21 protein-coding genes, 1 tRNA gene and 2 pseudogenes are annotated in these 21,205 nt (G+C 64.8%); 7 read left to right on the top strand and 17 right to left on the bottom strand.

The annotated features are described in order from the left end of the window. Nucleotides 1–386: 386 nt before the first annotated feature. Nucleotides 387–839 (top strand): annotated as a pseudogene (locus CG716_RS31430) (NHL repeat-containing protein); the annotation flags it as partial. A gap of 85 nt (nucleotides 840–924) precedes the next feature. Beyond that, entirely contained in the window at nucleotides 925–1,485 is a 561-nt protein-coding gene (locus CG716_RS09700) for a hypothetical protein (protein ID WP_094478850.1), read from the top strand. 185 nt (nucleotides 1,486–1,670) lie between these two features. Here the strand turns inward: CG716_RS09700 and CG716_RS09705 are convergent, their stop codons facing one another. The 4 genes from CG716_RS09705 to CG716_RS09720 form a co-directional block, all read right to left on the bottom strand. Next, entirely contained in the window at nucleotides 1,671–2,405 is a 735-nt protein-coding gene (locus CG716_RS09705; RefSeq protein WP_094478852.1) for an alpha/beta hydrolase, read from the bottom strand. 29 nt (nucleotides 2,406–2,434) lie between these two features. Continuing rightward, complete coding sequence (locus tag CG716_RS09710) at nucleotides 2,435–3,274, bottom strand: alpha/beta fold hydrolase (RefSeq protein ID WP_094478854.1); 840 nt, start codon at nucleotides 3,272–3,274, stop codon at nucleotides 2,435–2,437. 361 nt (nucleotides 3,275–3,635) lie between these two features. After that, the gene (locus CG716_RS09715; RefSeq protein WP_094478856.1) at nucleotides 3,636–4,013 is read right to left on the bottom strand and encodes a hemophore-related protein; all 378 of its coding nucleotides are present in this window, start codon (nucleotides 4,011–4,013) and stop codon (nucleotides 3,636–3,638) included. A gap of 362 nt (nucleotides 4,014–4,375) precedes the next feature. Continuing rightward, complete coding sequence (locus tag CG716_RS09720; RefSeq protein ID WP_165774085.1) at nucleotides 4,376–6,136, bottom strand: cadherin-like domain-containing protein; 1,761 nt, start codon at nucleotides 6,134–6,136, stop codon at nucleotides 4,376–4,378. On the opposite strand from CG716_RS09720, the gene CG716_RS30135 reads away from it, so the two are divergent. Then, nucleotides 6,129–6,560: a hypothetical protein gene (locus tag CG716_RS30135; protein ID WP_165774086.1), complete on the top strand. Its 432-nt coding sequence runs from the start codon at nucleotides 6,129–6,131 to the stop codon at nucleotides 6,558–6,560. The genes CG716_RS09720 and CG716_RS30135 overlap by 8 nt on opposite strands. A gap of 702 nt (nucleotides 6,561–7,262) precedes the next feature. On the opposite strand, the gene CG716_RS30140 is transcribed toward CG716_RS30135, so the two are convergent. Beyond that, nucleotides 7,263–7,332: transfer RNA gene (locus tag CG716_RS30140), tRNA-Leu, on the bottom strand. 110 nt (nucleotides 7,333–7,442) lie between these two features. Between CG716_RS30140 and CG716_RS09725 the strand changes: the two genes are divergently transcribed. From CG716_RS09725 to CG716_RS09745, 4 genes are all read left to right on the top strand, one after another. After that, nucleotides 7,443–8,711 carry a tyrosine-type recombinase/integrase gene (locus CG716_RS09725; protein WP_094478860.1) on the top strand — a complete coding sequence of 423 codons (1,269 nt, stop codon included), beginning with the start codon at nucleotides 7,443–7,445 and terminating at the stop codon, nucleotides 8,709–8,711. Between the two features lie 36 nt (nucleotides 8,712–8,747). Beyond that, entirely contained in the window at nucleotides 8,748–9,185 is a 438-nt protein-coding gene (locus CG716_RS30475; RefSeq protein ID WP_207760616.1) for a hypothetical protein, read from the top strand. Nucleotides 9,186–9,697: 512 nt separating this feature from the next. Beyond that, the gene (locus CG716_RS09740) at nucleotides 9,698–9,964 is read left to right on the top strand and encodes a hypothetical protein (RefSeq protein ID WP_094478864.1); all 267 of its coding nucleotides are present in this window, start codon (nucleotides 9,698–9,700) and stop codon (nucleotides 9,962–9,964) included. A 66-nt stretch (nucleotides 9,965–10,030) separates the two neighbouring features. Beyond that, entirely contained in the window at nucleotides 10,031–12,190 is a 2,160-nt protein-coding gene (locus CG716_RS09745) for an acyltransferase family protein (RefSeq protein ID WP_094478866.1), read from the top strand. Nucleotides 12,191–12,264: 74 nt separating this feature from the next. Here the strand turns inward: CG716_RS09745 and CG716_RS09750 are convergent, their stop codons facing one another. The 12 genes and pseudogenes from CG716_RS09750 to CG716_RS09800 all read right to left on the bottom strand — a co-directional run bounded on the left by CG716_RS09750 (nucleotide 12,265) and on the right by CG716_RS09800 (nucleotide 21,204). Next, nucleotides 12,265–12,678 carry a putative phage holin gene (locus CG716_RS09750; protein ID WP_234817781.1) on the bottom strand — a complete coding sequence of 138 codons (414 nt, stop codon included), beginning with the start codon at nucleotides 12,676–12,678 and terminating at the stop codon, nucleotides 12,265–12,267. Continuing rightward, nucleotides 12,675–12,914, bottom strand: a complete 240-nt coding sequence (locus CG716_RS09755) for a DUF7620 family protein (RefSeq protein WP_094478868.1) — start codon at nucleotides 12,912–12,914, stop codon at nucleotides 12,675–12,677. Before CG716_RS09755 ends, CG716_RS09750 begins: the two co-directional genes overlap by 4 nt. Continuing rightward, entirely contained in the window at nucleotides 12,914–13,225 is a 312-nt protein-coding gene (locus CG716_RS09760) for a hypothetical protein (RefSeq protein WP_094478870.1), read from the bottom strand. Before CG716_RS09760 ends, CG716_RS09755 begins: the two co-directional genes overlap by 1 nt. Next, the gene (locus tag CG716_RS09765) at nucleotides 13,226–13,579 is read right to left on the bottom strand and encodes a phage holin (RefSeq protein WP_133066908.1); all 354 of its coding nucleotides are present in this window, start codon (nucleotides 13,577–13,579) and stop codon (nucleotides 13,226–13,228) included. It lies immediately after the preceding gene. Between the two features lie 112 nt (nucleotides 13,580–13,691). Beyond that, nucleotides 13,692–14,942: an alpha/beta hydrolase family protein gene (locus CG716_RS09770; RefSeq protein ID WP_094478874.1), complete on the bottom strand. Its 1,251-nt coding sequence runs from the start codon at nucleotides 14,940–14,942 to the stop codon at nucleotides 13,692–13,694. Between the two features lie 11 nt (nucleotides 14,943–14,953). Then, nucleotides 14,954–15,313: pseudogene (locus CG716_RS09775) on the bottom strand (C40 family peptidase); the annotation flags it as partial. A gap of 15 nt (nucleotides 15,314–15,328) precedes the next feature. Further along, complete coding sequence (locus CG716_RS31320; RefSeq protein WP_094478876.1) at nucleotides 15,329–16,627, bottom strand: N-acetylmuramoyl-L-alanine amidase; 1,299 nt, start codon at nucleotides 16,625–16,627, stop codon at nucleotides 15,329–15,331. Nucleotides 16,628–16,701: 74 nt separating this feature from the next. Beyond that, the gene (locus CG716_RS30145) at nucleotides 16,702–16,851 is read right to left on the bottom strand and encodes a hypothetical protein (RefSeq protein ID WP_165774088.1); all 150 of its coding nucleotides are present in this window, start codon (nucleotides 16,849–16,851) and stop codon (nucleotides 16,702–16,704) included. After that, on the bottom strand, nucleotides 16,851–19,625 hold the full coding sequence (locus CG716_RS09785; RefSeq protein ID WP_094478877.1) for a hypothetical protein: 2,775 nt from the start codon (nucleotides 19,623–19,625) through the stop codon (nucleotides 16,851–16,853). The genes CG716_RS30145 and CG716_RS09785 overlap by 1 nt, the downstream gene beginning before the upstream one ends. Beyond that, nucleotides 19,626–19,973 (bottom strand): hypothetical protein, encoded by a 348-nt coding sequence (locus CG716_RS09790; RefSeq protein ID WP_094478879.1) that lies wholly within the window; start codon nucleotides 19,971–19,973, stop codon nucleotides 19,626–19,628. Between the two features lie 11 nt (nucleotides 19,974–19,984). Beyond that, the gene (locus CG716_RS09795; protein ID WP_094478881.1) at nucleotides 19,985–21,004 is read right to left on the bottom strand and encodes a DUF7257 domain-containing protein; all 1,020 of its coding nucleotides are present in this window, start codon (nucleotides 21,002–21,004) and stop codon (nucleotides 19,985–19,987) included. After that, nucleotides 21,001–21,204 (bottom strand): hypothetical protein, encoded by a 204-nt coding sequence (locus CG716_RS09800; RefSeq protein ID WP_133066909.1) that lies wholly within the window; start codon nucleotides 21,202–21,204, stop codon nucleotides 21,001–21,003. Before CG716_RS09800 ends, CG716_RS09795 begins: the two co-directional genes overlap by 4 nt. Between the last annotated feature and the right edge of the window lies 1 nt (nucleotide 21,205).

Raw genomic sequence — 21,205 nt, forward strand, 5'->3', positions numbered from 1 at the left:
CGAATCCGCCGTCCTCCACATCGACTTCCGCCCCGTCGGCGTCTAGTTCTGCTGTGGCGCAACCTAGTTCAGCCGCTCCAAGCCCGTCCCCGGCCGGCCAAATCGTGCTGCCGTTCACCAATCTCAATGTGCCCGGGAGCGTGGCGGTGGACACCGCAGGTGACGTCTACGTCACCGATTACCTCAGCGGTCAGGTGCTGAAGCTGGCGCCTGGGGCCGCAACCGCAACCCAGCTGCCGTTCGCCGGCCTGAATGGCCCGGGCGGTCTGGCGGTGGACGGCGCCGGCGCCGTTTATGTCACCGACTCCGGCAGCACCCCGGTGCTGAAGTTGGCGCCGGGAGCCAGCAGCCCAACCCCGCTATCGTTCACCGGCCTGAATGGGCCACCCGGGGGTATCGCGGTGGACGGCACCGGCGCCGTGTACGTCGCCGATACCCGAGTGTTGATGTTGGCGCCGGGAGCCAGCGCCCCGACAGTGCTGCCCTTCACCGGCCTGAATGGACCCCCGAAGGGATTGGCCGTGGACGCCGCCGGTGACGTGTACATCAACGATGCAGGTAACAACCGAGTGTTGTCGTTGGCGCCAGGAGCCAGCGCCCCGACAGTGCTGCCCTTCACCGGCCTCAACGGGCCCGCAGGCGTGGCAGTGGACCGTGCCGGCGCCGTGTACGTCAGCGACGCGGGCAACAACCGAGTGTTGACGTTGGCCGCAGGAGCGAGCACCCCGACAGTGCTGCCCTTCACCGACCTCAACGCACCCGGTGGTGTGGCGGTGGACAGCGCCGGCGCTGTGTACGTCACCGACGTCGGAAACAGCCGGGTAGTGAAACTGCCGGCAGCGTGATGGGTCGCCCTTGCTGGTCTGCTGCCGCCTGACTGGCGTCCGGCCCGAGTAGGACTGACTCCAGCAGGAGGACAACAGCGTGAAGCATGGGCTCGTGGTCGCCGTCGCCGGCGTGGCGATGGTCATCGAGGGTCTGGGAGGCTGTGCGACAAGCACGCCGAACAGCAGTCCCGCCCTGACGTCGACGACCTCGGCAAGTGCCTCGGCCAACTCCGCCCCGACCTCGGCGGCCGCCACGGCGGGCGCCGGCTTCGTGGGCCAGTGGCATGTTCACGACGCGACGTTGGACATCGCCGCAAGGACCGCCACCATGGTCGTGAGCCTCGGCATGGGGCCCTGCAGCCTCGGGCCTCCTCACGCTTGCAGTGAAACCGACTCGCTGTCAGTCCTGTCCGGCGACGACACGCATATAACGCTCGGTGTCACGGCCGTGAGCTTCACCGACAACACGGGGGCCAGCGCCGCCAACCCCGACCCGGGTTCGTCGACAGCCATCGGGGACTCGATGCAGCTGGTCCTGCAGGCACCCGGTCTGCTGAATCGGGTTGTTGTGCATGGGTTCCCGGGCTGGGAGGGCGGTAATCCCTACTGGTGCGGCACAGGGGTCAGCCAAGCCAACGCACAACTGTGCGGCGCGTAGGAACCCGGATCTGGTCCGCGCCAGCTGTTGGCGCCACGAAGGATGATCGGCGTCCCATGCCACGGTATGGATCATCGACGGCAGCGGAAATGACTGTGCCGAAGGTGAATTAGGCGAGATCGCGATCCAGGGTGCGGCAGCTGCGCAAGGCTACGCCGGGGCTCCGCCGGTCATCCGCGCGAGAGTTATCCGGCGCGCACGTGTGCGACAGCTTTGAGGATGAAGGCGGCGGTGGCGACCGGTTGGGCGATGAAGGCGGTGTGCGAGCCGTTGATCGTCTCGGTGGTGGCGTTAATCCGCTCGGCCATGAAGCGCTCGGCGTCGGGGCTGATCGCATTGTCGTGCTCGGACACCAGATACCACGACGGCTTGCTCTTCCAGGCTGCGCCCGTGCACTTTTCGCCGAGGCAGGCGGCGGCCACCGGGCGCTGGGTGGCGGCCATCACCGTGGCGGTGGCGATGGGGACATCAGCGCAGAACGTCTCCCGGAAGCCGTCCAACGCGATGAACAGGTCCGGTCCGCCTGCGGCGCCGGCGGCGGGGTAGCTGCTGGGGCGGGCGTTGGTGGCCAGCAGCGACGGCGGGAAGGGTTCCTGCAGCTCGGCGGCACTCTCTCCTTCGTCGAGGGCGAAGGCAGCCAGGTAGACCAGCGCGGCGACGTTGTCGAGGTCGACGGCCGCCTGGGTGATGACGGCACCGCCGTAGGAGTGCCCGACGAGCACCACCGGACCGTCAATCGCGGCGACGAAAGCCTTGACGGCCTCGGCGTCAACGGACAACCCGCGCAACGGATTCGGTGGTGAGAGGGTAGTGATGCCGGCCTCCTCCAGTTCGAGGATGATGCCGGCGTAGCCCGACGCATCGGCGAAGGCGCCGTGGACAAGGACCACGGTGGGCGACGGGGCGGCGGTGTGGGTCATGGGATTCCCTTCGGTGGGTGAACTGGTGACTAGGCGCGGGTCGGACGCTCGGGCGGTGCCGGGCGGCCGGGCAGCGCCGCAGTGAACGCGGCGATCTGTGCGGCCAGCTGATCCGGCACCTCTAGGGGCGAGAGGTGACCGGTCCTCTCGAGAATAACCAGTGTGGCGGTGGGGATCAGCGGGAGCAGATGATCGGCCAGTACCGCGGGGGGTTCGACCTTGTCGTGGCGGCCGGCCAGCACCAGCACGGGAACCTCGATGCCGCCCACGCCGGCCGACACGTCCTCGACGAGGCCGTGCAGCGGCCAGGCCAGCCGCGCGTCGCGGTGTGCCCGCAGGCTGTCCTCGACAACCTGCCCACGTAACGCTGCGGACAGCCCGCCGTTGGTGAGCATCACCTCGATGCTCTGGCGCACCGTCGCCTCGCTGTCGTAAGCGTGGGAGGTGAGTTCCTGCAGTGCTGCGGTCTGCCCCACGGGGGCCGGTGGCGCCGGTGCGACGAGGACCACGCCGGTGAGGCCGGCGGGCTTGCGGGCGGCGAGCAACTGAGCCACCTTCCCGCCCATCGAATGGCCCACGAGCACATAGTCGCCGCCGCCCAGGGTGTCGATGACCTGCTGCGCGTCGTCGGCGAGTTGGGTCATGTCGTAGGGCCCGGGTACCTCGGCAGAGTTGCCCCAGCCACGCTGGTCGTAGGCAAGGAACGCCTGCCGGGGATCGAGCTGTTCGATCACCGGCGTCCACGTGCGCCGCGAACCGCCCCAGTAGTGCAGGAAAACCAGTGCCGGCCCGTCGCCGGCCCGGGAGCACGCCGCCAGCTGACCGTCGCGCACGTCGACGAGGCGCTCGACGATGGCGTGGGATGTCATCGTCTGCGCTCCTGGGCGGTGTCGGGGATTTGCACGGCATCCGTGGGCCGAGCAGAAGCTGGCGACCAGAGGGTGAGGCGCCTGACCCGGCGAACCCGAGTCTGACACCTGATCGGGGCGAACGAAAGAGCAGCGACGGACACGCAGCCGACGATTTCAGACACGATGTGCGAGAAGCGGCATTGCCCCAGACGCCGATAGGGATCGCGATGTGGCCGTTGGGCTGGACAATCCAATTCTGTGCCCAGGCCCCTAAACATGGCCCGAGATGCGAGTGAGAGTCATTACCGCGCTACCGAGCACGGCAACCACGACGGCAAGAACCCCGCCGAGGTCGCGCGTTAACCGCAACTCATGACAGTCAGTAGTTCTGGCACGTGTTGGCGACTTGGGTGATCTGCTGCATCCCCTGCTGACCGATCGCCGAGGCGATCATCTGTTGCATCTGCGGGTTGGCGGACTGCTGCTGCTTGGCAATCAGCGCCTGGCGCTGGTCCACAGGCAGAGCCAGGAACTGCTGCAACTTGGTCTGCATCTTCGGGCGATTGTTCAGCATGGTGGCCAGGGCGGGTGCCTCCGCATTCAGGGCAGCCGTGATCTGGCCATAGCTACAGGTGGTGGTAGCCAGCGCCGCCGTGATCGGATCCGCCGACGCGAGACCCGCCCCCGGCAACAGTGGAATCGCCGCCATCAGACCGCCGACAACAACGGCACTTCGGAACCAACGTGCAGATGTCATAGACACAGCCTTTCCCTGGACTGGCGAACCTGACCCTTCATCGCCGGTCCGAGAGGTGCCGTTACATCGTTACCGTGGCCCGCTCGGTCCGATCTGTTCGACCCCGACTGTCTGACGGGTGGTTTCGTCTCCCCTGGGCCCCAAGTTAGGCATGTAGGGGATTAACACCGCATCAGCAGTGGTCCGGTGGCGCTCGTCGGCGCAGCAGCCGCGTAGCTCAGTAGTGGACACGGCAATAAATATCTAGCCGCCGTCGGGGACTCGATGCAGCTCACCTTGCAGGCACCCGGTCTGCTGAATCGGGTTGTTGTGCATGGGTTCTCGGTCTGGGAGGAACCAGCGAGTGGCTTCAGCACTGCTAGCTAAGCCAACTGGGCGGTCAGTGTGGAGGGGACCACGGAGAAGACCGAAACCGTTGGCTGACCACCGCTGGCGTTCGAAGTGAGCACATACACGGTGCCATCGGGTCCAACCACCACGGTCGGCGTGCCGCCCCCGTCGTCGTTCGCGTCGTAGTAGTTGGGGTTGGTAGAAGTGGCCACGGCGGTGTTGCGAGCAACGCTGATCACCGACACCTCTGCCCCAAGGTCGGCGGGGACGTAGAGGGCCGAGCCGTCGGGGCTCACAGCCACACCCACGGGATAGGTAACGCCGGTGATTGTTGTGCTGACTTGGTTGGTGGCCGTGTCGATCACAGACAGCGACTCGTCGGAATAGTTTTGAACGTAAAGATGGGCAGCATCGGGACTGAACGCCATTGCGATGGGATGGTTCCCAACAGTGATCGTGCCGGTGACTTGGTTCGTGGCAGCGTCGATCACGGAGACGGAGTCGACCCCACCGCCACCAGAGGAGACGTAAACGGTATCGCCGTCGGGGCTCACTGCTATCCCCTGTAAGTCCGGGGCACCCACCGATATGTCCGTGATGACGCTGGGCGCGGGCACGCCGTCATTGGTCGTGGTGGTGTTGATCACCGACACGGTGCCGGTGTAGTCGGCCACATAGAGCTTCGTGCCGTCTGGGCTGATAGTCACCGCACTTGGCTCATCGGAACCTCCAAGAGCCTCGGTAGCGACGACAGCGTTGGTCGTGGTGTTGATGACCGACAACTGGCCGCTGTCCGAGACGGAGCTCGTGACATACAGCGTTTTACCGTCGGGACTGAGCACCATAGACGTTGGGAACAGTGAGTACGCCCCGGCTAGGGCGATTGCGGTTAAGGGCGGCACGGAGATCGTTGCGGTCACGGTATTTGTGGCGGTGTCGATGACGGACACGACACCGTTGCCGCTGCTCGGATACGACGAAACATAGAGCGTTTTGCCGTCGCGGCTTAGCGCCTCTGAAGTTGGATACCCGACACCGGCGACGGAGATGTTGGAACTAGCTGTGAGTGTGGCCGGGGCGACGGGAATGGTGACTTGCTCGGGAGTGGAGGCGGTTCCGTTGGTGGCGGTGACGGTGAATGTATCGGTGATTGGTGCGGTGGATTGTCCTGCTGCGAGTCGGGCCGCGGTAGTCGGGGTGTAGGTGAACGCTCCGGTCGTGGTCACGGTCACCGAACCTTGCGTAGGTTGACTAGAGACGTTGTAGGACAGGGCTTTACCCGCGGGGTCGGTGATGTTCAGTGCACCGGTGACCACGCCGGTGGCGCTGTCGGGGGTGTTGACGGTCGGGGTGCCAGCCACTGGTTTATCGACTAGCGGAGACACCGCTACGGTGACAGTTTCGGCCGCGGAGCCGTTGGCGTTGGTGGCGGTGACCGTGAAAGTGTCCGTCGTTGACGCGGTGGCGGCGTAGCGGGCCGCCGTCGTCGGTGTGTACGTGTAGCCGCCGGTCGAGTCCACGTTCACCACCCCTTGGGTGGGGTTGGCGCTCACGGTGTAGGCCAGTCCTTGCCCGCTGGGGTTGGTGAACCCCAGGGTGCCGGTTACGGTCCCGGTCGTCGGATCCGGCGTGCCGATGGTGGGGGTGCCCGCCAGCGGAGGTGGCGCCCCAACTGCGGTTTCGAATTGGCGGTACGCCTGCCACAACAACGCACCGATCGGATTGGTGGGTGCAGTCGGGCTTTGGGTGTTCACTCCGAACAGCGACAGCACCGTGGCCACCAGCTTGAGCACAGATGTCCACGGTGATGCCATCGCCGCAGCGGGGGCGACCGCACTCGCCGCGGCTTGCGTCCGATGTACCGCGGCAGCCAGTGCATCACGTGCTGTCGCTGTCGCGACCGACGACTGCTGCTGTCCGGCCGCGCTGCTCGCCTCGGAACTGGCGGAGGTCGCCGCGGCAGCCGCGGTGGTCGGTGTCGGTGCGGAAACCGTTGGCCCACCAGGGGAATGCATACTGTCCTGGCTGGCAACGCTGGTACCGGCGATGGCCCCCGCCGTGGACCGCTGTTTGGCCCCCGGCGCGGTGTGGCGGGCCGTCCAGATCGGTGTCGGCATCGAGGACGCGTTTCGTGTCGTGTGCGCCGCGCTGTGGCCGGTTGACAGTACGGTGCTGTCGGCATGGCTTGGCGCCGGATTGGCCCCGCTATCGGCGTAGGCCACCGCCGAACCACTGGCTAAGGCGGCACCCATGCCCATCGTGAGCGCACCGACCCCCAGCCACGCATAGGGCTGGCGCCGCTGCCGACGTGTGCTCTTGGCTTTGCCCCGCCCCAAAATTGACGACGAGTACTCAGTACCCATTCCCGCCCCCCGGCTCGAATGATTTGTCGTTACCGTCAATTTACGCGCTAGTTGCGAACTTTCAATCGGTTGCACAGGAATTCGCAGGAGATTGCCAGTTCCAAGGTTGGATCAGCTAAAAGTTGATTTATTGAGTTAGAGAATCGTTGCTGCTCTGGCCTTCAGGCCCGCGGTGAAGGAGATCGTTCGTTGGGTGAACGGGGGTTGCCGCGACCGCGACAATTTACAGCGTGACGTCCTGCATAGGTCGCATTCGTGCGCGACGTTGATGCATCTGCGCGGGTGCCCGTCGCTGTCCTCGCGGCATGGGTCTGGCACGCGAGCGCCAGCTTCACTCTGACCAAATACGCACACTCGCCGGCGGGCGCATTGCAGGCGGCGGCGGACAACTTCAGCCAACCGATACCGGCGTCAACCCGGCGTAGCAGCGAATGAGTTTGCTGTGCAGGCACTCCTGTCGGTGGCTCGGTACTAGGTTGTGACATTCGGTGACTTCTAGACCCCAGCTGCGGATGGTGTGAAACCACGGGCACCCGGCTCTAACTGCGAGACATAGTGCCCCCAGTCGGACTCGAACCGACACTGTGCGGATTTTAAGTCCGCGTTTTCGGTAGAATTGATCTGGCACTAAAAGCGATAGTTGCTGGCAGAGGCCACTTTTAGTGACTGTTGCATACAGTACATATGCAGTTGCATGTGTACAGTGGTGTACACGATTCCCGGGAGGAGGTTGCCGGTGGGGTTCCAGCCGAAGAAGAAGCGCGCTCCCCGAGCCAAGGGCGAGGGATCGATCTTCCAACGCAAAGACGGAATGTGGGTCGGCTCAGTCGAAGCCGCGCCCGGGCCGAACGGTGAGCGCCGCCAGAAGCGCGTCTATGCCAAGGACCATCGTGCGCTCGTCGCCAAGCTCGACGAGCTCAAACTGGACAACGCCGACGGCCTGAACCTGAACCGCACTATCACCGTCGCCAAGTGGCTCGACTACTGGCTACCGAACATCCAGAAGTCGAGGGTCCGGCCGACCACCTACCGCGACTACGGGCACACTGTCACCAACATCGCCAACACGATCGGCCACAAGCGTCTCGCCGACCTGACTGCGGCCGACGTGAGAAGAATGCACGCTCTCATCGGAAAGGGTGAGCGCCGCACCCAGAAGGCGCACATCGTGTTGGGTCAAGCGTTGAAGGACGCCATCGCGGATGGCCTGATTAAGCGCAACGTGACCGACGCGGTCGACACCCCCGAGTACGTCGCTGGCGAACGAGAACCGCTGTCCGCGATCGACGTTCACAAGCTCCTCGCCTATGCCGACGCGAACCGCAACCGGATGGAGTCCACGCGGTGGAAGCTGTTGTTCCTCACGGGCACACGGCAAGGCGAATCCCTCGGGCTGACGTGGGACCGAGTCGACCTTGAGGCTGGCGCGATGGACATTTCTTGGCAGCTCCAGCAGTTGAGGCGCGCTCACGGGTGTGGCGACCGTCATGGGGACGGAACTTGGCCGTGTGGACGGAAGAACGGTGGTCATTGCACCAATCCCCAGTGGGACACTCCGGTTAAGTTCGAATACCAACCGCTGCATGCGTCGATGGCGCTCACGCGACCGAAGTCGAAAGCGGGCCAACGGTGGGTGCCCGTGATAAAGCCGCTACAGATCGCGCTGACTGAACTCAAGGAAGCCGACATTGGACCCAATCCGCACAACCTGGTATTCCACCGCGCGAACGGCGCGCCCGTCATTCCCAACGAAGACAGCCGCGCGTGGCACGCACTACTCCGCGACGCCGGAATCATCGGCAAGGACGAGACGCTACCGCTCCACACCACCCGGCACACCGCAGCCACCGTACTGCGGGCAGCCGGCGCCGACGAGCAGACCCGCATGGAGATCCTGGGGCACAACAGCCCAGAGGTCACCCGGATCTACGCGCACGCCGACCAGGCCAAGAACTCGGTCATGATGGATGCGCTCGCCGTCCTAATGCCGACGAAGAAGAGCTAAATCGCCTGCGCTTCGGGACCTCCGTGTCTGCCGCCCATGGCCAGTGGGTCCCGGCCGGGCATCGGTGGCTTGATCGTGATCGGTATCGCGCTGTGGATCGTGTTGGCGATGTGCCGTGAACCGGATCACCAGGCGGCAAAGCCGTCCCCGGCTCCCACAACATCGACTGCACCCGGCGCGAGCGAGTACATCCCGGGCGACGGAACCTATCCCATGGGCGGCGCAGACGGCCACGATTGGGGCCCGTACACAGCCACCGTGCCAGCGGGCAGCACCTGCAGGTGGTCGATCGTCTCCGTCGCCCCGTATCGCCCCGGGGAAACCCTCAACGAGGGCACCGTTCAGTCAGGGCAGATGGCGCGTGCGAATATCCAGCCGGACGGCGACGTCAGCGGGTGGACCGGGATGATCGATGGCCATCATCGATTGGTGTTCATGACGAATGGTTGCGGCCCCTGGACTAACCAGTCCTGATCGGAAATGGAGCCGCCCCGGGAGCGGGGGGTGCTCGACCGGGGCGGCTGTTTGCGATCCGTGTGCCGACAGACCGTGACTTGAGTTTATCCGACTCAACACTGTGTTGACAGAGGGTTTATCGACCCACAACCGACTCGAATCGCCAGTGGTAATCGTTCTGGCAAGTACAGCCGCCGTCGACCCAACCGCCGATCGCTTCGACCGCGCTGCAGCAATTCCCACCGGGATCCAATCCGGCCTCGTGACTGCACTCTGGACACCCAATCGCGTCGACATCGTCGGCAGGGTCGTCTCCGAACCGCTTCTCAAGCCAAGCCCCGAGGAACGGCACGATCATCAGTGCCGGAGCGATCAACCACCAGTAATCCCCCATCGCCGCACTATACGACGACCTTGGGAAGACCGGCACCGCTTTTTCAGCGCACCGCGGCCGCACCGTTGAGGATCCGACACCCCTGCCCAACTGGCGGCCCGAAGGTCGTCGCCCCGCACTGGCACGTCCAGGTGGTGTGGCCACCTCGGCAGCTGCAGGGCTGGTGCCCGACGAGCACGAGACCCGGGCCGAGCTCGTGGCCCGCTGGGCAGTGCGTCGGCGGTCGAGCAATCCACCCGCCGCCCGTCGACTGCACAACATCACCGACCGCCGCCATGTCAGCGACGATAAGCCCGCCGACGATTTCGAGTACGAACCGGCAGAAAAACACGTAGTAATCGTTTCTGCGCTCGCGGCCGAATCAGGTATGGTTCCCGCGCATGAGGGGGATTCTCACAGCTAGTTGACGCCAATCAGCCAGCATTCGAGCATCACCCAAAGCAGAACAGTCCCTGGGGGGAAACAGCCGATGGCAACCGTGCTGGAGCGGTATCAGAAGAAAGCTAGGCGGCGGCGCAAGCGGGCAGCGCGAAAGCATGTCCGCCTCGACATCCAAGGCCTGCGCATGCTCGCGGTCCTCACTGTATTCGCGAATCACCTGTGGCACTGGCCCGCCGGCGGGTTCGTCGGCGTCGACGTGTTCTTCGTCATCTCCGGATTCCTCATCACCGGCAACCTGCTCCGCGCCGCCACCGAACGCGGCAACGTGTCATTTCGGACGTTCTACTGGAATCGGGTGCGCCGCATCGTTCCCGCCGCCGTCGTCACACTGCTCGCCACCTACGTCGTGTCGGTGCTGCTGTTCAAGGCGTTCCGCGCCCACGAGGTCGGGATTGACGCACTGTTCGCCTTCGTCTTCCTGTCGAACTGGTGGTTCGGCGCCAAAGGCACCGACTACTTCAACTCCGACGAGACGGTGTCACCCATCCAGCACTTCTGGTCCTTATCGATCGAAGAGCAGTTCTACTTCGTATGGCCCGCGCTGATCTTCCTGATCAGCGTGATCGTCGCCCGCAAGGCCTGGAACAACCGGCACCGGATGCAGCTCGCCGGAGCGCTCATGGGTGTCATCATCGCGGCATCGCTCACCTGGGCTGTGTACGAGACGGCCACCGATCGGGCATGGGCCTACTTCGACACCTTCACCCGCGTGTGGGAGCTTGGCGCTGGCGCCCTGCTGGCGTGCTGCGTCGGGGTGTTCGCTCTGATCCCCGCCCGATCCAAGCCGTATGTGTCCTGGGCCGGTGTGGCGCTCATCGCAGCGAGCTTGTTCCTCATCACCGACAGCTCCGACGCGTTCCCCGCGCCGTGGGCGCTGCTGCCCGTCGCTGGTGCCGCCCTAGTCATCATCGCTGGCGTCGGCGGCGAGCCGAAATATCAAGACTTCCTGCAGAACCCACTCAGCACCTACATCGGCGACATCTCCTACTCGCTATACCTGGTCCACTGGCCGATCATCGTCTTTGTCAGTGCCGCAATGAAGTCCAGCGTCTACTCATCGATCCTCGTGGTGGGGTTGGCGTTCAGCCTGGCGATTGCGTCCTACCATTTCATCGAGACCCCGCTGCGGCGCGCTGAGTGGGGCAATACCCTCGAAACCATGAGGAAGTTGATGCGGGAACGATCAAGCGTGTACGCAGCAACAGCCGTCGCCGTCCTCCTCGTTGTCAGCGTGTCGTCTTACGCATTGCGACCCAGCATCTACTCGCAGCACGCGGTTCCGCCGCAGGTTGTCCCGGCCAACATTTCGGCGCCCGAACCGGACGCGCCGCCCCCCGCTCCGCTCGGGCCGCTCACCTCTGCCCTGCAAACCGAAATCCAGGCCGCAATCAAGGCCACCCAATGGCCCCAGCTTGATCCGACGATGGAGTCGGTTGTCAGCGGCAGCATCCTCCCGCCGGACCTGGTCGACTGCTCCTACGGCGCAACACCCAACGCAGACCAATGCACGTGGAGATCACCCACCGCGCCAACCCAAGTCGTAATTGTCGGTGACTCTGTCGCGACCATTTACGCGGCATCACTACGCGCAATAGCCCAAAACTCCAATGGCCGAATCCGGGTGGTCAGCGAGGCGATCGGCAATGGCTGCGCCTTCACCAACGTCTTGGTGTCGTACGATCCGGTATCGCCCGATTGCGAAGCGCGCAAACAGAATGCGGTCGATTTGATCAACAACACAAAGCCGAACGTAGTGATCATCAGCAACCGCTACAAGGATCTCCGTGTCCCCGGAGCCCCGAGCCTGTCACCCACCGACGAAGCTGTCTCGCTGCGTCAGATCATCGATAAGTTCCGGCCCAGCGCGGGCAAAGTTGTTCTCCTCGCCCCGCCGCCAGGTGACGTGAACATCAAACAGTGTTTCGGGGACCGCGCAAACGGTCCTGCCGATTGCTTGGGCTCGGTCAGCAGCCGGTGGCAAGAAGCCGCCGGAGGCGAGCAGAGCTTGGCGCAGTCGATCGGCGGTGTGTGGATCGATTCGCGGCCATGGTTCTGCGCGGGCGGCTACTGCCCCAGTTTCGTCGCGTCCACACCCACGAAGCGCGACGCAACGCACATGTCGTCCGCGTACGCAGAGAAGATCGCCCCGGTGATCGGCGAATCCCTAGCCGCGGCCGGGATCAACTGAGGTTATTCGCGACGACAGAAAATCGCCCCGCCAGCCGAAGGCCAGCGGGGCGATTCCCGGAGAGCGATGTCAGGTTAGAACGGCAACGGCGGTCCCGTCACTTCACGTCGATCACGCTGCTGCTCCCGCCACAACGTGATGACCATCGGGATGTACACCAGCGCCGCGTAGGCGTAGATCACGAACCGGATCTGCTGGCGGAACGGATAGTCCTCGTTCCACCACACCGACGCCGTGGCCTGCAGAAGGAACAGCGACAAGGCGATGCACTTGATCAGGTACACCCCGCCGATACGGTTGGTCCTCCACTTCGACCGGAACCCGTAGAGCGCGGTGAACGCGTTCACCAGGACCGCGACGACGATCAGCGACACGTCGGCAGCCAGCTGGTAGTCGATGTCCAGCCAGATGTCCGACACGAACGTCGCGGGCACCAGCAGTCCGCCAATCACATAGGCCCAGAGCAGTATCGGCGGCGTGTTCCTCATGCGTGCCCCCTCTTACCGAACGATTCCTGCAGCATCTCGGTGAACCCGTTGCGATCGACTTGGCGACGCAGCGCGGTCGTCGACTGCCGTGCCCGCTCCACCAACTGTTGGGCGGCCTGGTGGCCGGCCTCCGCGCCGGCCGCCATCAGTTCGGCTTCCAGCGCCTGCCGTTCGGCGTTGGCTGCCCGCTGCCGCGCGTCATCGATGTCGCGGCGCGCCCGCACCCATGGCCACATCACGAGCGCTGCCCTTCACGCATCGCGGTGAGGATCGTCTTGGCGAATTCCTCAACAGCGGTGGTGTCCGAGATCGCCTTGGCCTGCAGGCCGATCGTGTCGTCCTGCCTGTCGCAGCGCGCGTCGAGCGCGTCGATCGTCTTGTCGCGGGCCGCGATCTCACGATCACGGCCGGCGATGACCTCACGGTGGTGGATACCGAGGATCAACCAGCCCCGCTGCAACGACACCAACAGCATCACCCCGATGAGGACGACGAGCGTGACGACACCGATGCCGTTCCAGAACTGGGGGTTCAGTAACCCGGGCACCTACGCGGACGTGGTGTTGTCGGACGCGTGGACGTTTGCCGCGGCGACACCACCGCCGATCACGGCCACCACGATCTGCGCCCAGGTGGTGAACGTCAGGTCAGTGATGAGATGCAGCCCAACCAGCAGCAACTGCAGCGCGGCAATGACACCTTGGAATGCGGTGCGGAACCCGGTAACCGACTTCCACGACGCCAGCGTGGGCGCGAGAACTGACAGTGCGAGGCCGACCCACAGGGTGGCATTGGTGTGCACCGTCGCGAAGATGACGAGCGGCACCACGATGTAGAGCAGAGCGCGGGCCTGTTCCCACGAGCGGTTCTTGATGACGTCGAAGATGCTGATGGTGGTCACACTGTTCCCCTTCCGGGAGTTGTTGCAGGCCAACGCAAATGCGAGGACCCCGCAGGCGATGCTGAAGGTGATCCCGAACGTGCAGGCGGCGATCTCGAGCGGGTGGAGCGCGTCAGGCCGCGACGGGGGCCACACGGCTGGCCCAGTCACGCACGTGTTGCACGCCGAGCTGGAGGTACGTCATGCCGGGCCATACCTCGGCGAATTCGTAGGTGATGTGTGGCTTCGTCGGCGGGTTGTCGAGCGCGAAAGTCAGCCCAATTTGCGCGGCCTTCGCAGCCGCCGCGGTCCCGGTGAGGGTGTCGGGGTTGCCGCCGCCGATCAGGCCGCCAAGAGCGCCCCCCAGCAGTGGCAGTCCCCACGCCAGCAGGCCGGGGATGCCGTTCGACAGGGCGCCGAGCGCGTCGGGCACCGCGATGCCGGCGTCCGCCGCGATCTCCGGGATCACGGTGACCAGGTTCTGCGCCGTCGCGACCGGATTGCCCAGCTCGACGTGGGTCACCATGTCGAACGCGTCCATCATGATTTCGCCCGTCTTACCCAGCGCGATCCGCGCGTACATGTCAGGCCGCGCCGGGTCGGAGACGTTGGTGAGCCAGCAATGCCGCCAGTCGTTGACATCGCCGTAGTGCCAGCTCGAGATGCCCTGTCCATCACGGTTGGCGCCGGGCGCGTTGTAGAACGCTCCCCCGTTCGGGCGCGTCGGGTCACCGAGGCTGACGCTGCATAGGTAGTTGTCGGGGTAGTTCTCGAGAATCCACTGCCGGAACAGCGCGGCGAGCACGGCGCCTGCGCTGTAGCCGATGATGACGATCCGCACCTTCCGGTTGAGCGCGAACCGTTTCAGGAACTCCGCTTTCGCGGCCGCCAGCCCTTCCCGCACTGCCCGCCACATCGACGGGTCGGTGACGCTGCCCGCAGTGCCGACCGGCAGGCCTCCCATGGTGGCCGCCCATGGGGTGTTGATCTCCTCGACGAGGTCGTCGCACTGCTGACAGATCCGCGACACGTAGTCCTGGCCGATGATGCCGCCGGTGCCGCGGAAGGCGAACGCGGGGTGCCGCAGCTTCGCCGGCGCCGGAGTCGGGACCGCGGCGAGCATTCCCAGCTGACTCTTGGTCGCCCAGTCCAGCGTGCCGATCGCCGACATCTTCGGTGCAGGCTTTGTGCCCTTGTCGATTTCGGCGTTGCGGTTGTTCTGGAACGTCGGCAGCGCCCGGCCGAATCCCTCGGTGTAGACCTGGCTGGTGTCGGTGGTGCCCAGCCCCTCGGCCTTGCCGTAGCTGAAGCCCTTGAGCTTGCTCTTGGCAACTGCGATCGCCGGGTCGATATCGCCGACCTTTGACGGGGGTGACCAAGTCATTCCGGTGTCCCTTCGATGGGGAGATACATGTGATGTGTGAACTGGCGTTGGTAGGCGCCAGGGCCGCCGACCTTGACGCCACCGCCCTCGCCCGACGCGACACCTCGCCCGTCGGGCAGGGTGATGGCGGTGTGGTGGTCGTTCCACCCGATGACCAGCGCCCCGGGCTTCGTGCCGGGCTTGAAGCCGCGCTCGGTGAGCGCGCGCGCCTCACTGCCGGTGTCGAAGCGATCCCCGAACGTCGGCCGACCCGTCGCGATGTTGGCCACCCACGACGCGATCCCAGAGCAGTCGGTGCCCGCCGGACTGTCGCCGCCCGAGATGTACGGCGTGCCGGACACCTGCACCAAGAGCGCGGTGACGACTGCCAGCCATGCCGGCAAGGGTCAGCCGATCAGCTTGAGCATCGCCGCGGTGGCGGGGCCAACCTGCCCGTCGACGACCAGCGGCGGGTGCAAGCTCTGGTAGTCGCGGACCTTCGCCTCGGTGTCCGGCCCGAAATCGCCGTCGACGACCAGCTTGGAGTAGTTCCGCTTGAGCCGGGTCTGCAAGGAGACCACCCGGATGCCCTTGTCGCCGCGGCGGATCACACCGAAGTTGGCGTACTCGACTGGCACGCCCGGGACGAGGACCGGCGTGGCTGGCGGGGGCGGGAGCGTGCCGCCCGACCAGGCCGTGACGTCGTTGCGGAACAGGTTTGGGTCGATGCCGCCGCGGTCCCACTTCCCTTGAGCGGCGCCGGCCCATTCCTTGTGATCGATCGAATGCGACGCGGGCTGACCCAGGTGCTTGAGGATCGCACCGACGCCGGCGACGTAGGCGTCGTACTGCACGTTGCTCCAAGGCTGGTGGTGGGGCTTGCCCGGTGTGCCGCCGCCGTCGTTTGCGCCCTCGATCCCGATGGTTCGGAAGTTGGCGTTGTTGTCCGGCAGGCCCGGGTATGAGCCCGCCCCGGCGTGCCAGGCGATCCCGACACCGCAGAGCGTGAACTTGCCGTCCGGGGACAGGTACAGCTGCGAGGCCAGGCCGAGGGTTGGGTGCTCGGCGATGCCGCGGGGAGTTTCACCGAAACTGCCGGTGTGATGGCACACGACGCCCCAGATCTCGCCGAAATCGCCATGGCCACGATCGAATGCGCCTGGGTAGATGTCGCACTGCAGCCCAGCGGCGCGCAGCACGTCCGGCAGCCAAGTTGGGTCACTCATCGGAACCTCCGTTTGTGTTGGGGTGGAGTTGCTTTCGGGCTCTAGCGCTCCGGCGAGCCGGGGCATCGGGTCTTGTTTGGCGTTCGGGACGTAGGCGCCTGGCATGTCCGAGAGGTGCAGGTGTGGGGCCACGCCGCCGTTGGTCGCGCTGTTGGGGTTGATTTGGGCGATGGGCTGGCCAGCTTCGACGTGCGTGCCGACGCGGATCTCCGGGCGCCGAACGATGTGCCCGTACTCCAAGCAGCCGCCGCCCTCAGCGTCGTTGCTGTCGATCACGAGCCAGCCGGCCGGGTCGGGTCCGCCGTAGCCCTGGGCGGCGCCGGCGTAGATGACCGTGCCGGCCTGGACGGCGTACACCGTCATGCCCGCGGATCCGCCGGCGCGGCCGAAATCCGTTCCGGCGTGGAAACCGCCGTCGCGCGGGCCGAATGGGCTCGTGATGATGCGGCCCGCACCGAGCGGCCAATAGCGGACAGGCATCAGCGGCCTCCTCTAGGCATGGCGAAGGACCCGCACGCCGTGCCAACGGTGGGTGTGTTTGAACGAAGCTGGCTTTAGTGGGGCGTCTTGCTCGCCAGCTCTGCGAGCTGCAGTTCAAGCTGCGCGTTGCGCTGTTCGAGCTCGGCGTTGCGCTGTTCCAGTTCGGCGACGGTGTTGCCGAGTCGATCGATCGCGAGTAGCAGGCCGCTGCCCTGTCCGCTCATCACTTCGCCACCCATCCGGTACTGCCAGATCCTGATTCTTTGACGTAGAACGTCGTTCCCGCCCCGCCGTCAGTTCGCATGTACTGCGATCCCACTGTGGCGGTTTTGACCCCCTCGGGTGATCCGGTGCCTGCGCTGATCGTTGCAGTCCCCGATCCGCCCGAGATCTTCGGCGCGGTAAGGGTCTTGTTGGTAAGCGTGTTGGCCGCCGAAATCGTGTCGACCGCAACACCGTTGGCCTTGACGAGGCCCGCTCCCTTGGTGGTCAGATTGAGATCGTGATCCGTGTCTGGCCCGTAGCCTCCTACAGTCGGAGTGGAGCCGGCGGGGACGTAAACCGTGAGTGCGCCAAACCCCTTGGGGAACAAGGTAATCCCGATATTCGGGTCTGCGCCGAACGCTTGCAGGCCCGGCGCAACATTGGTCGGAGCGTTGTTGATCTGCAACCAGTTGACTGCGGTTGCTGCGGCCCCAACGACAAATGATTTGTTCCCATTGCTGTCGAGGACCGTGTCGATTTTCGGAGTCGTCAACGACGGAGAGGTCAGCGTTTTGTTGGTCAGCGTGTCGGTGCTGGTGCGGGATACGAGCGTGTCATCACCAACCGCCGGCAACGTGAGTGTCTTGCCGCTCGTCGCCGCGGAGTTGGACTGGATCGTCTGGGTCTTGCTGCCGGAGACCACGAGCGTGTTCACGGTCATGGCACCGGTGGCGAGCCCGTTGGTTAGCCACACCCTCGTTGTGCCCAAAGTGAACTGGCCGTTGGTGGTGGGCGATTTGAACGTCCAGTAGGTGCCGGCACCCCAACCGCCGTTGTTCTCGACGTACACCACCTTGCCGCCCGGGTTGGTCAGCATGTCGGCCCGCGGCTCGAGCGCAATGTTGCCGCCGGCCAAAGATGTGACCTTGTAGATGATGCTCCCTGTCGCCAGGGTCGCCGAATTGGCGGTTCCCGCACCGCTCGCATCCGGTGCGCCGGGTATCAGGATGCTGTCGCCAACCACCGGGGCGTAGGCCCCCGCGTTAATCGTCAGGCCTGCGATCTGAGTCACCAGACCATTGACGATGGTGTACGTTTCAGTGCCCAGCGTGTTCGCCTGGCATGGCGCAAGCGATCCACTGGTCGGGTACGACAGATCGTTCTTGTCATACAGCGGAACGACTTTGCCCTGGGGGGTGCGTTCGTAGCAGAGCTCGCCGTTGGCTTCAAAGGCATTTGTCAGCTGGCTAACGCTGGCCTTGCCACCCGTGCGGTATAGCCACGGGAACGTGGGTGAGCCGTTGTCCCATCGCTGCCATCCGCAGGCCGTGAAGGTCACCTTGCCACCGGATTGGGTGATAGCTCCCGTGGCGACCTTGGAGTCATCGACGTTGGCAAACCGGGTGCCGATGAACTTCCATTGCCCCCCGGCAATATTCACCAGGACGTTGGTAGCAGCCTTGGTCGGATCGACCACGTACGGAGTGCCCTCGACGACACCGCCGAAGAACACACAGTCCCAACCACCACCGTCGCCAGATCCGCCCTGCAAGAACAAGCCCTTCCAGCCTGGTCCAACAGTGTTGTAGATGTAGCCAATCTGGGTGGTGGACAGCTCGCCCAGCATCATCTGGTATCCGCTGTTCCAGAACCCTGTTGGGGCTGCGGCGTAGGTTCCGATGTTCAGGTACCCGTTGAGCCAGAGCTGGTTGTCGGAGCCACCGAGGTTGATGGCTGCGTCAGTGAAGCCGTGGATCTGCCAATGCCCAGTGAACAGGCACTGGTCGATCGCCATCGCGTTCGCCCGCGAACCCAGCACACTCTTGAAGTTGAGGAACGTCAGATCCCGCATCTCGCTGCACCATAGGACCGCGCCGGCATTCGGGCCGTACCAGAACTGGGCCGAGCCTCCAGCGCCACTGTTGCTGACGTCCTTGAAGGCCAGCCCGTCGATCAGGACGTTAAAGACCTTGCCGCTGGCGGGCATAACGAATAGCGAGTCGGTCTCGGTACCGATGCCGGTGACCTCGACAACGCACGGTGCCAGGTTGGCGTTAACCTCGGTGTCCTTGGCTACGGCGCCGCCATCGGGGGGGAGCAATCGCATACCGCTGTAGACCACAGTGCCCTTCGAAGCCGCGGTCAGGCTGACTTTCCGGGCGGGGAATCTGATCGCCCCGATGGGGGTTTGCATCTTGGCAGCCGAACGTGCGGCTGCGAACAGCTGGTCGTCAGTGGCGATGAGCGCCGACTTGAACGAATCCAGCTCGACAACCCCGGTGCCGTCGGCCAGCACTGAGCGGGCGGTCGTAGCGTCGGTGGCGGTGAGTACCGTCAGGCCGATGTGTCCGGCGTCGAGGATGTCCTCCGCGTAGCCTCTCGTGCGGACCTGCATCACCGGCTGCTCAGGCGCCTGCATCACTCGCGTCAGGTACAGCGTCGTATCGGTGTCAGGCGCGGGGAAGTAGAAGTGCGGCACAGAAACCGGCGCACCCAGCGCGGTCTTCAGGTCGGGATCAGCCCGATACGTCAGGTGCTCCAGGTTGAATGCCGGATCATTGGCGGTCAGCCGGAACGGCGCCGTTATCGACTGGTCTTTGTACATGTGCCCGTCGGCGGCCAGCCAGCCATGCCGAGCAGGCAGATTGGTGGCCTTCGGAGGATCCGAGTAATGCACCCGGAAGTCACCGGCCGGACGGTTCTCCACAGAAAATTTGATCCACCCGGTCAGCTGCTCTTCGGCGTCGTCAGTGCGGGCGGTGTGATCATGGTCGACGGTGAATTCGATTGCCATCTAGGCCTCCACGACGTCGTAGTTGGATGCGCGATCCGCATCGGTGACCATGCGCAACTCCGGGCCGGCCGGGGTGTCCCCCGCCGCGGCGACGAACTCGATCACCAGCCAATCCCCGGCCACGGCGCGCACGAATCGGCTTGGGCCGTCGGCGTTGAACTCCACATGCCACACACCATCAGCGAGGAACATCGCTGGCCGCCAGAACGGCTGCTCCGCGAGGATCTCGCTGATCGCAACGGTCATCTTCTCCTGCACCGTGATCAACCGCCCCGAATCGGGGTCTACCGCCTCGGCGAGATGCCACGCCTTGAGCGGTGTCTGCTTGCGCTGCAACGTGTCAGCCATTCGCTGCTCCCTCAGTAGGTGGTGGCTTGGCGGTCGATGGCACCCCAGGCTCCGATACCGCCGGGGATGGATTGTTCGGTGAAGACGTTTCGGTCGGTGGCCATCGCCCCCAACCCCACGAAGAGGTTCGACGGGCCCATGGCGGATATGCCTGCGGTATCGGTGTACGGGGGCATCACGTCAACACCATTGCGCCGCACCAAGAATTGGCGGTCGCTGTTATCGGTGCCGAGATAGAGGTCGATGGTGTTGCCGAGCGCCGGGTTGAACGACACCGTGTTGAATTCGGTGTCCGTGCCCGCCGAGACGCAACCCAGCCGCAGCGCCCCGTTGTTGTTGTACCGCGCGTAGACGTAGGAGTCGCACGCCGCATTCACCCGACCGCACGCGTAGTTGACTGGCGCTCCCCCAGCACTCGCCGTCCAAGGAAGTGTGCTGATGACCAGACGTATCCGTTGCGTGCTCGTCGCCAGAGGTGTGTTGTGGCGGGCGATACACCGCCGGTACTGGCCACCTGATCGGTTCCATTTGGTGCTGCTGAAACCGTCGACTCCCCAGGTTCCTCCGCCCGGCCCGGAGTACACCTGGGTGAAGCTGCCACCGAGATTCGTGGCGGCTGGCCCGTCGAAAGGGGAGTTCAGTGACACCCCGCCGGTGACGTCGGTGACGAGCAGGCCGAGGAGCTGTTCGTTGGCGTAGTCCGCGGCGCTCTGCGCCGAGTCGATGCCCACCCACTTCAGGCCGAGGAAGTTGGCCAAGTCGGTGAGGGCGGCCTCGACGGAGGTGTAGATCGTTCCCGGTAGGGCGACGATCCTGCGAGCTATCTCGGTGAGCACAGCCCGGCTGAACTCGATACCGCCCTGGAGGTCGTGAGAGAGCCCGGCGAACAGTCCCTCGAAGAACTTGTCGAAGGGCATTTTCACCGACGCTTCAAGGTCGGCGCGCCACTCCGCTTCAGATTTGGCGGCCAACGCCGCCAAGGATCCGTAGTTGAACGCGGAGTGAGGTAGCAGCCCGTCGGGCTGGGTCAACGGAACATCCCCGCGGGAAGCTCAGTCGGATGGACGGGTTCGTAGATGACGCGCGTTTTGCCGTCCTCGAAGTACTCCCGGACGGGCCGCCACACCACACCGTCGACGTCTGGGCCCATCAGTTGGGCGTCAGCGACGATTCCCCGCCGATCGCCCTTGTAGGTGCAGCTCCGGTTGTCTGGGCGCCCCATCTTCAACATC

The sequence above is a fragment of the Mycolicibacterium sphagni genome (genome assembly GCF_002250655.1).
Lineage (GTDB): Bacteria > Actinomycetota > Actinomycetes > Mycobacteriales > Mycobacteriaceae > Mycobacterium > Mycobacterium sphagni.

What these genes read in the sequence shown, in the direction of transcription:
- CG716_RS09705 (WP_094478852.1), bottom strand. Translation starts at nt 2,405, where the DNA reads ATGACCCACACCGCCGCCCCGTCGCCCACCGTGGTCCTTGTCCACGGC.
- CG716_RS09710 (WP_094478854.1), bottom strand. Translation starts at nt 3,274, where the DNA reads ATGACATCCCACGCCATCGTCGAGCGCCTCGTCGACGTGCGCGACGGT.
- CG716_RS09715 (WP_094478856.1), bottom strand. Translation starts at nt 4,013, where the DNA reads ATGACATCTGCACGTTGGTTCCGAAGTGCCGTTGTTGTCGGCGGTCTG.
- CG716_RS30475 (WP_207760616.1), top strand. Translation starts at nt 8,748, where the DNA reads ATGGCCAGTGGGTCCCGGCCGGGCATCGGTGGCTTGATCGTGATCGGT.
- CG716_RS09745 (WP_094478866.1), top strand. Translation starts at nt 10,031, where the DNA reads ATGGCAACCGTGCTGGAGCGGTATCAGAAGAAAGCTAGGCGGCGGCGC.
- CG716_RS09750 (WP_234817781.1), bottom strand. Translation starts at nt 12,678, where the DNA reads ATGAGGAACACGCCGCCGATACTGCTCTGGGCCTATGTGATTGGCGGA.
- CG716_RS09755 (WP_094478868.1), bottom strand. Translation starts at nt 12,914, where the DNA reads ATGTGGCCATGGGTGCGGGCGCGCCGCGACATCGATGACGCGCGGCAG.
- CG716_RS09770 (WP_094478874.1), bottom strand. Translation starts at nt 14,942, where the DNA reads ATGACTTGGTCACCCCCGTCAAAGGTCGGCGATATCGACCCGGCGATC.
- CG716_RS31320 (WP_094478876.1), bottom strand. Translation starts at nt 16,627, where the DNA reads ATGCCTGTCCGCTATTGGCCGCTCGGTGCGGGCCGCATCATCACGAGC.
- CG716_RS30145 (WP_165774088.1), bottom strand. Translation starts at nt 16,851, where the DNA reads ATGAGCGGACAGGGCAGCGGCCTGCTACTCGCGATCGATCGACTCGGC.
- CG716_RS09785 (WP_094478877.1), bottom strand. Translation starts at nt 19,625, where the DNA reads ATGGCAATCGAATTCACCGTCGACCATGATCACACCGCCCGCACTGAC.
- CG716_RS09790 (WP_094478879.1), bottom strand. Translation starts at nt 19,973, where the DNA reads ATGGCTGACACGTTGCAGCGCAAGCAGACACCGCTCAAGGCGTGGCAT.
- CG716_RS09800 (WP_133066909.1), bottom strand. Translation starts at nt 21,204, where the DNA reads ATGTTGAAGATGGGGCGCCCAGACAACCGGAGCTGCACCTACAAGGGC.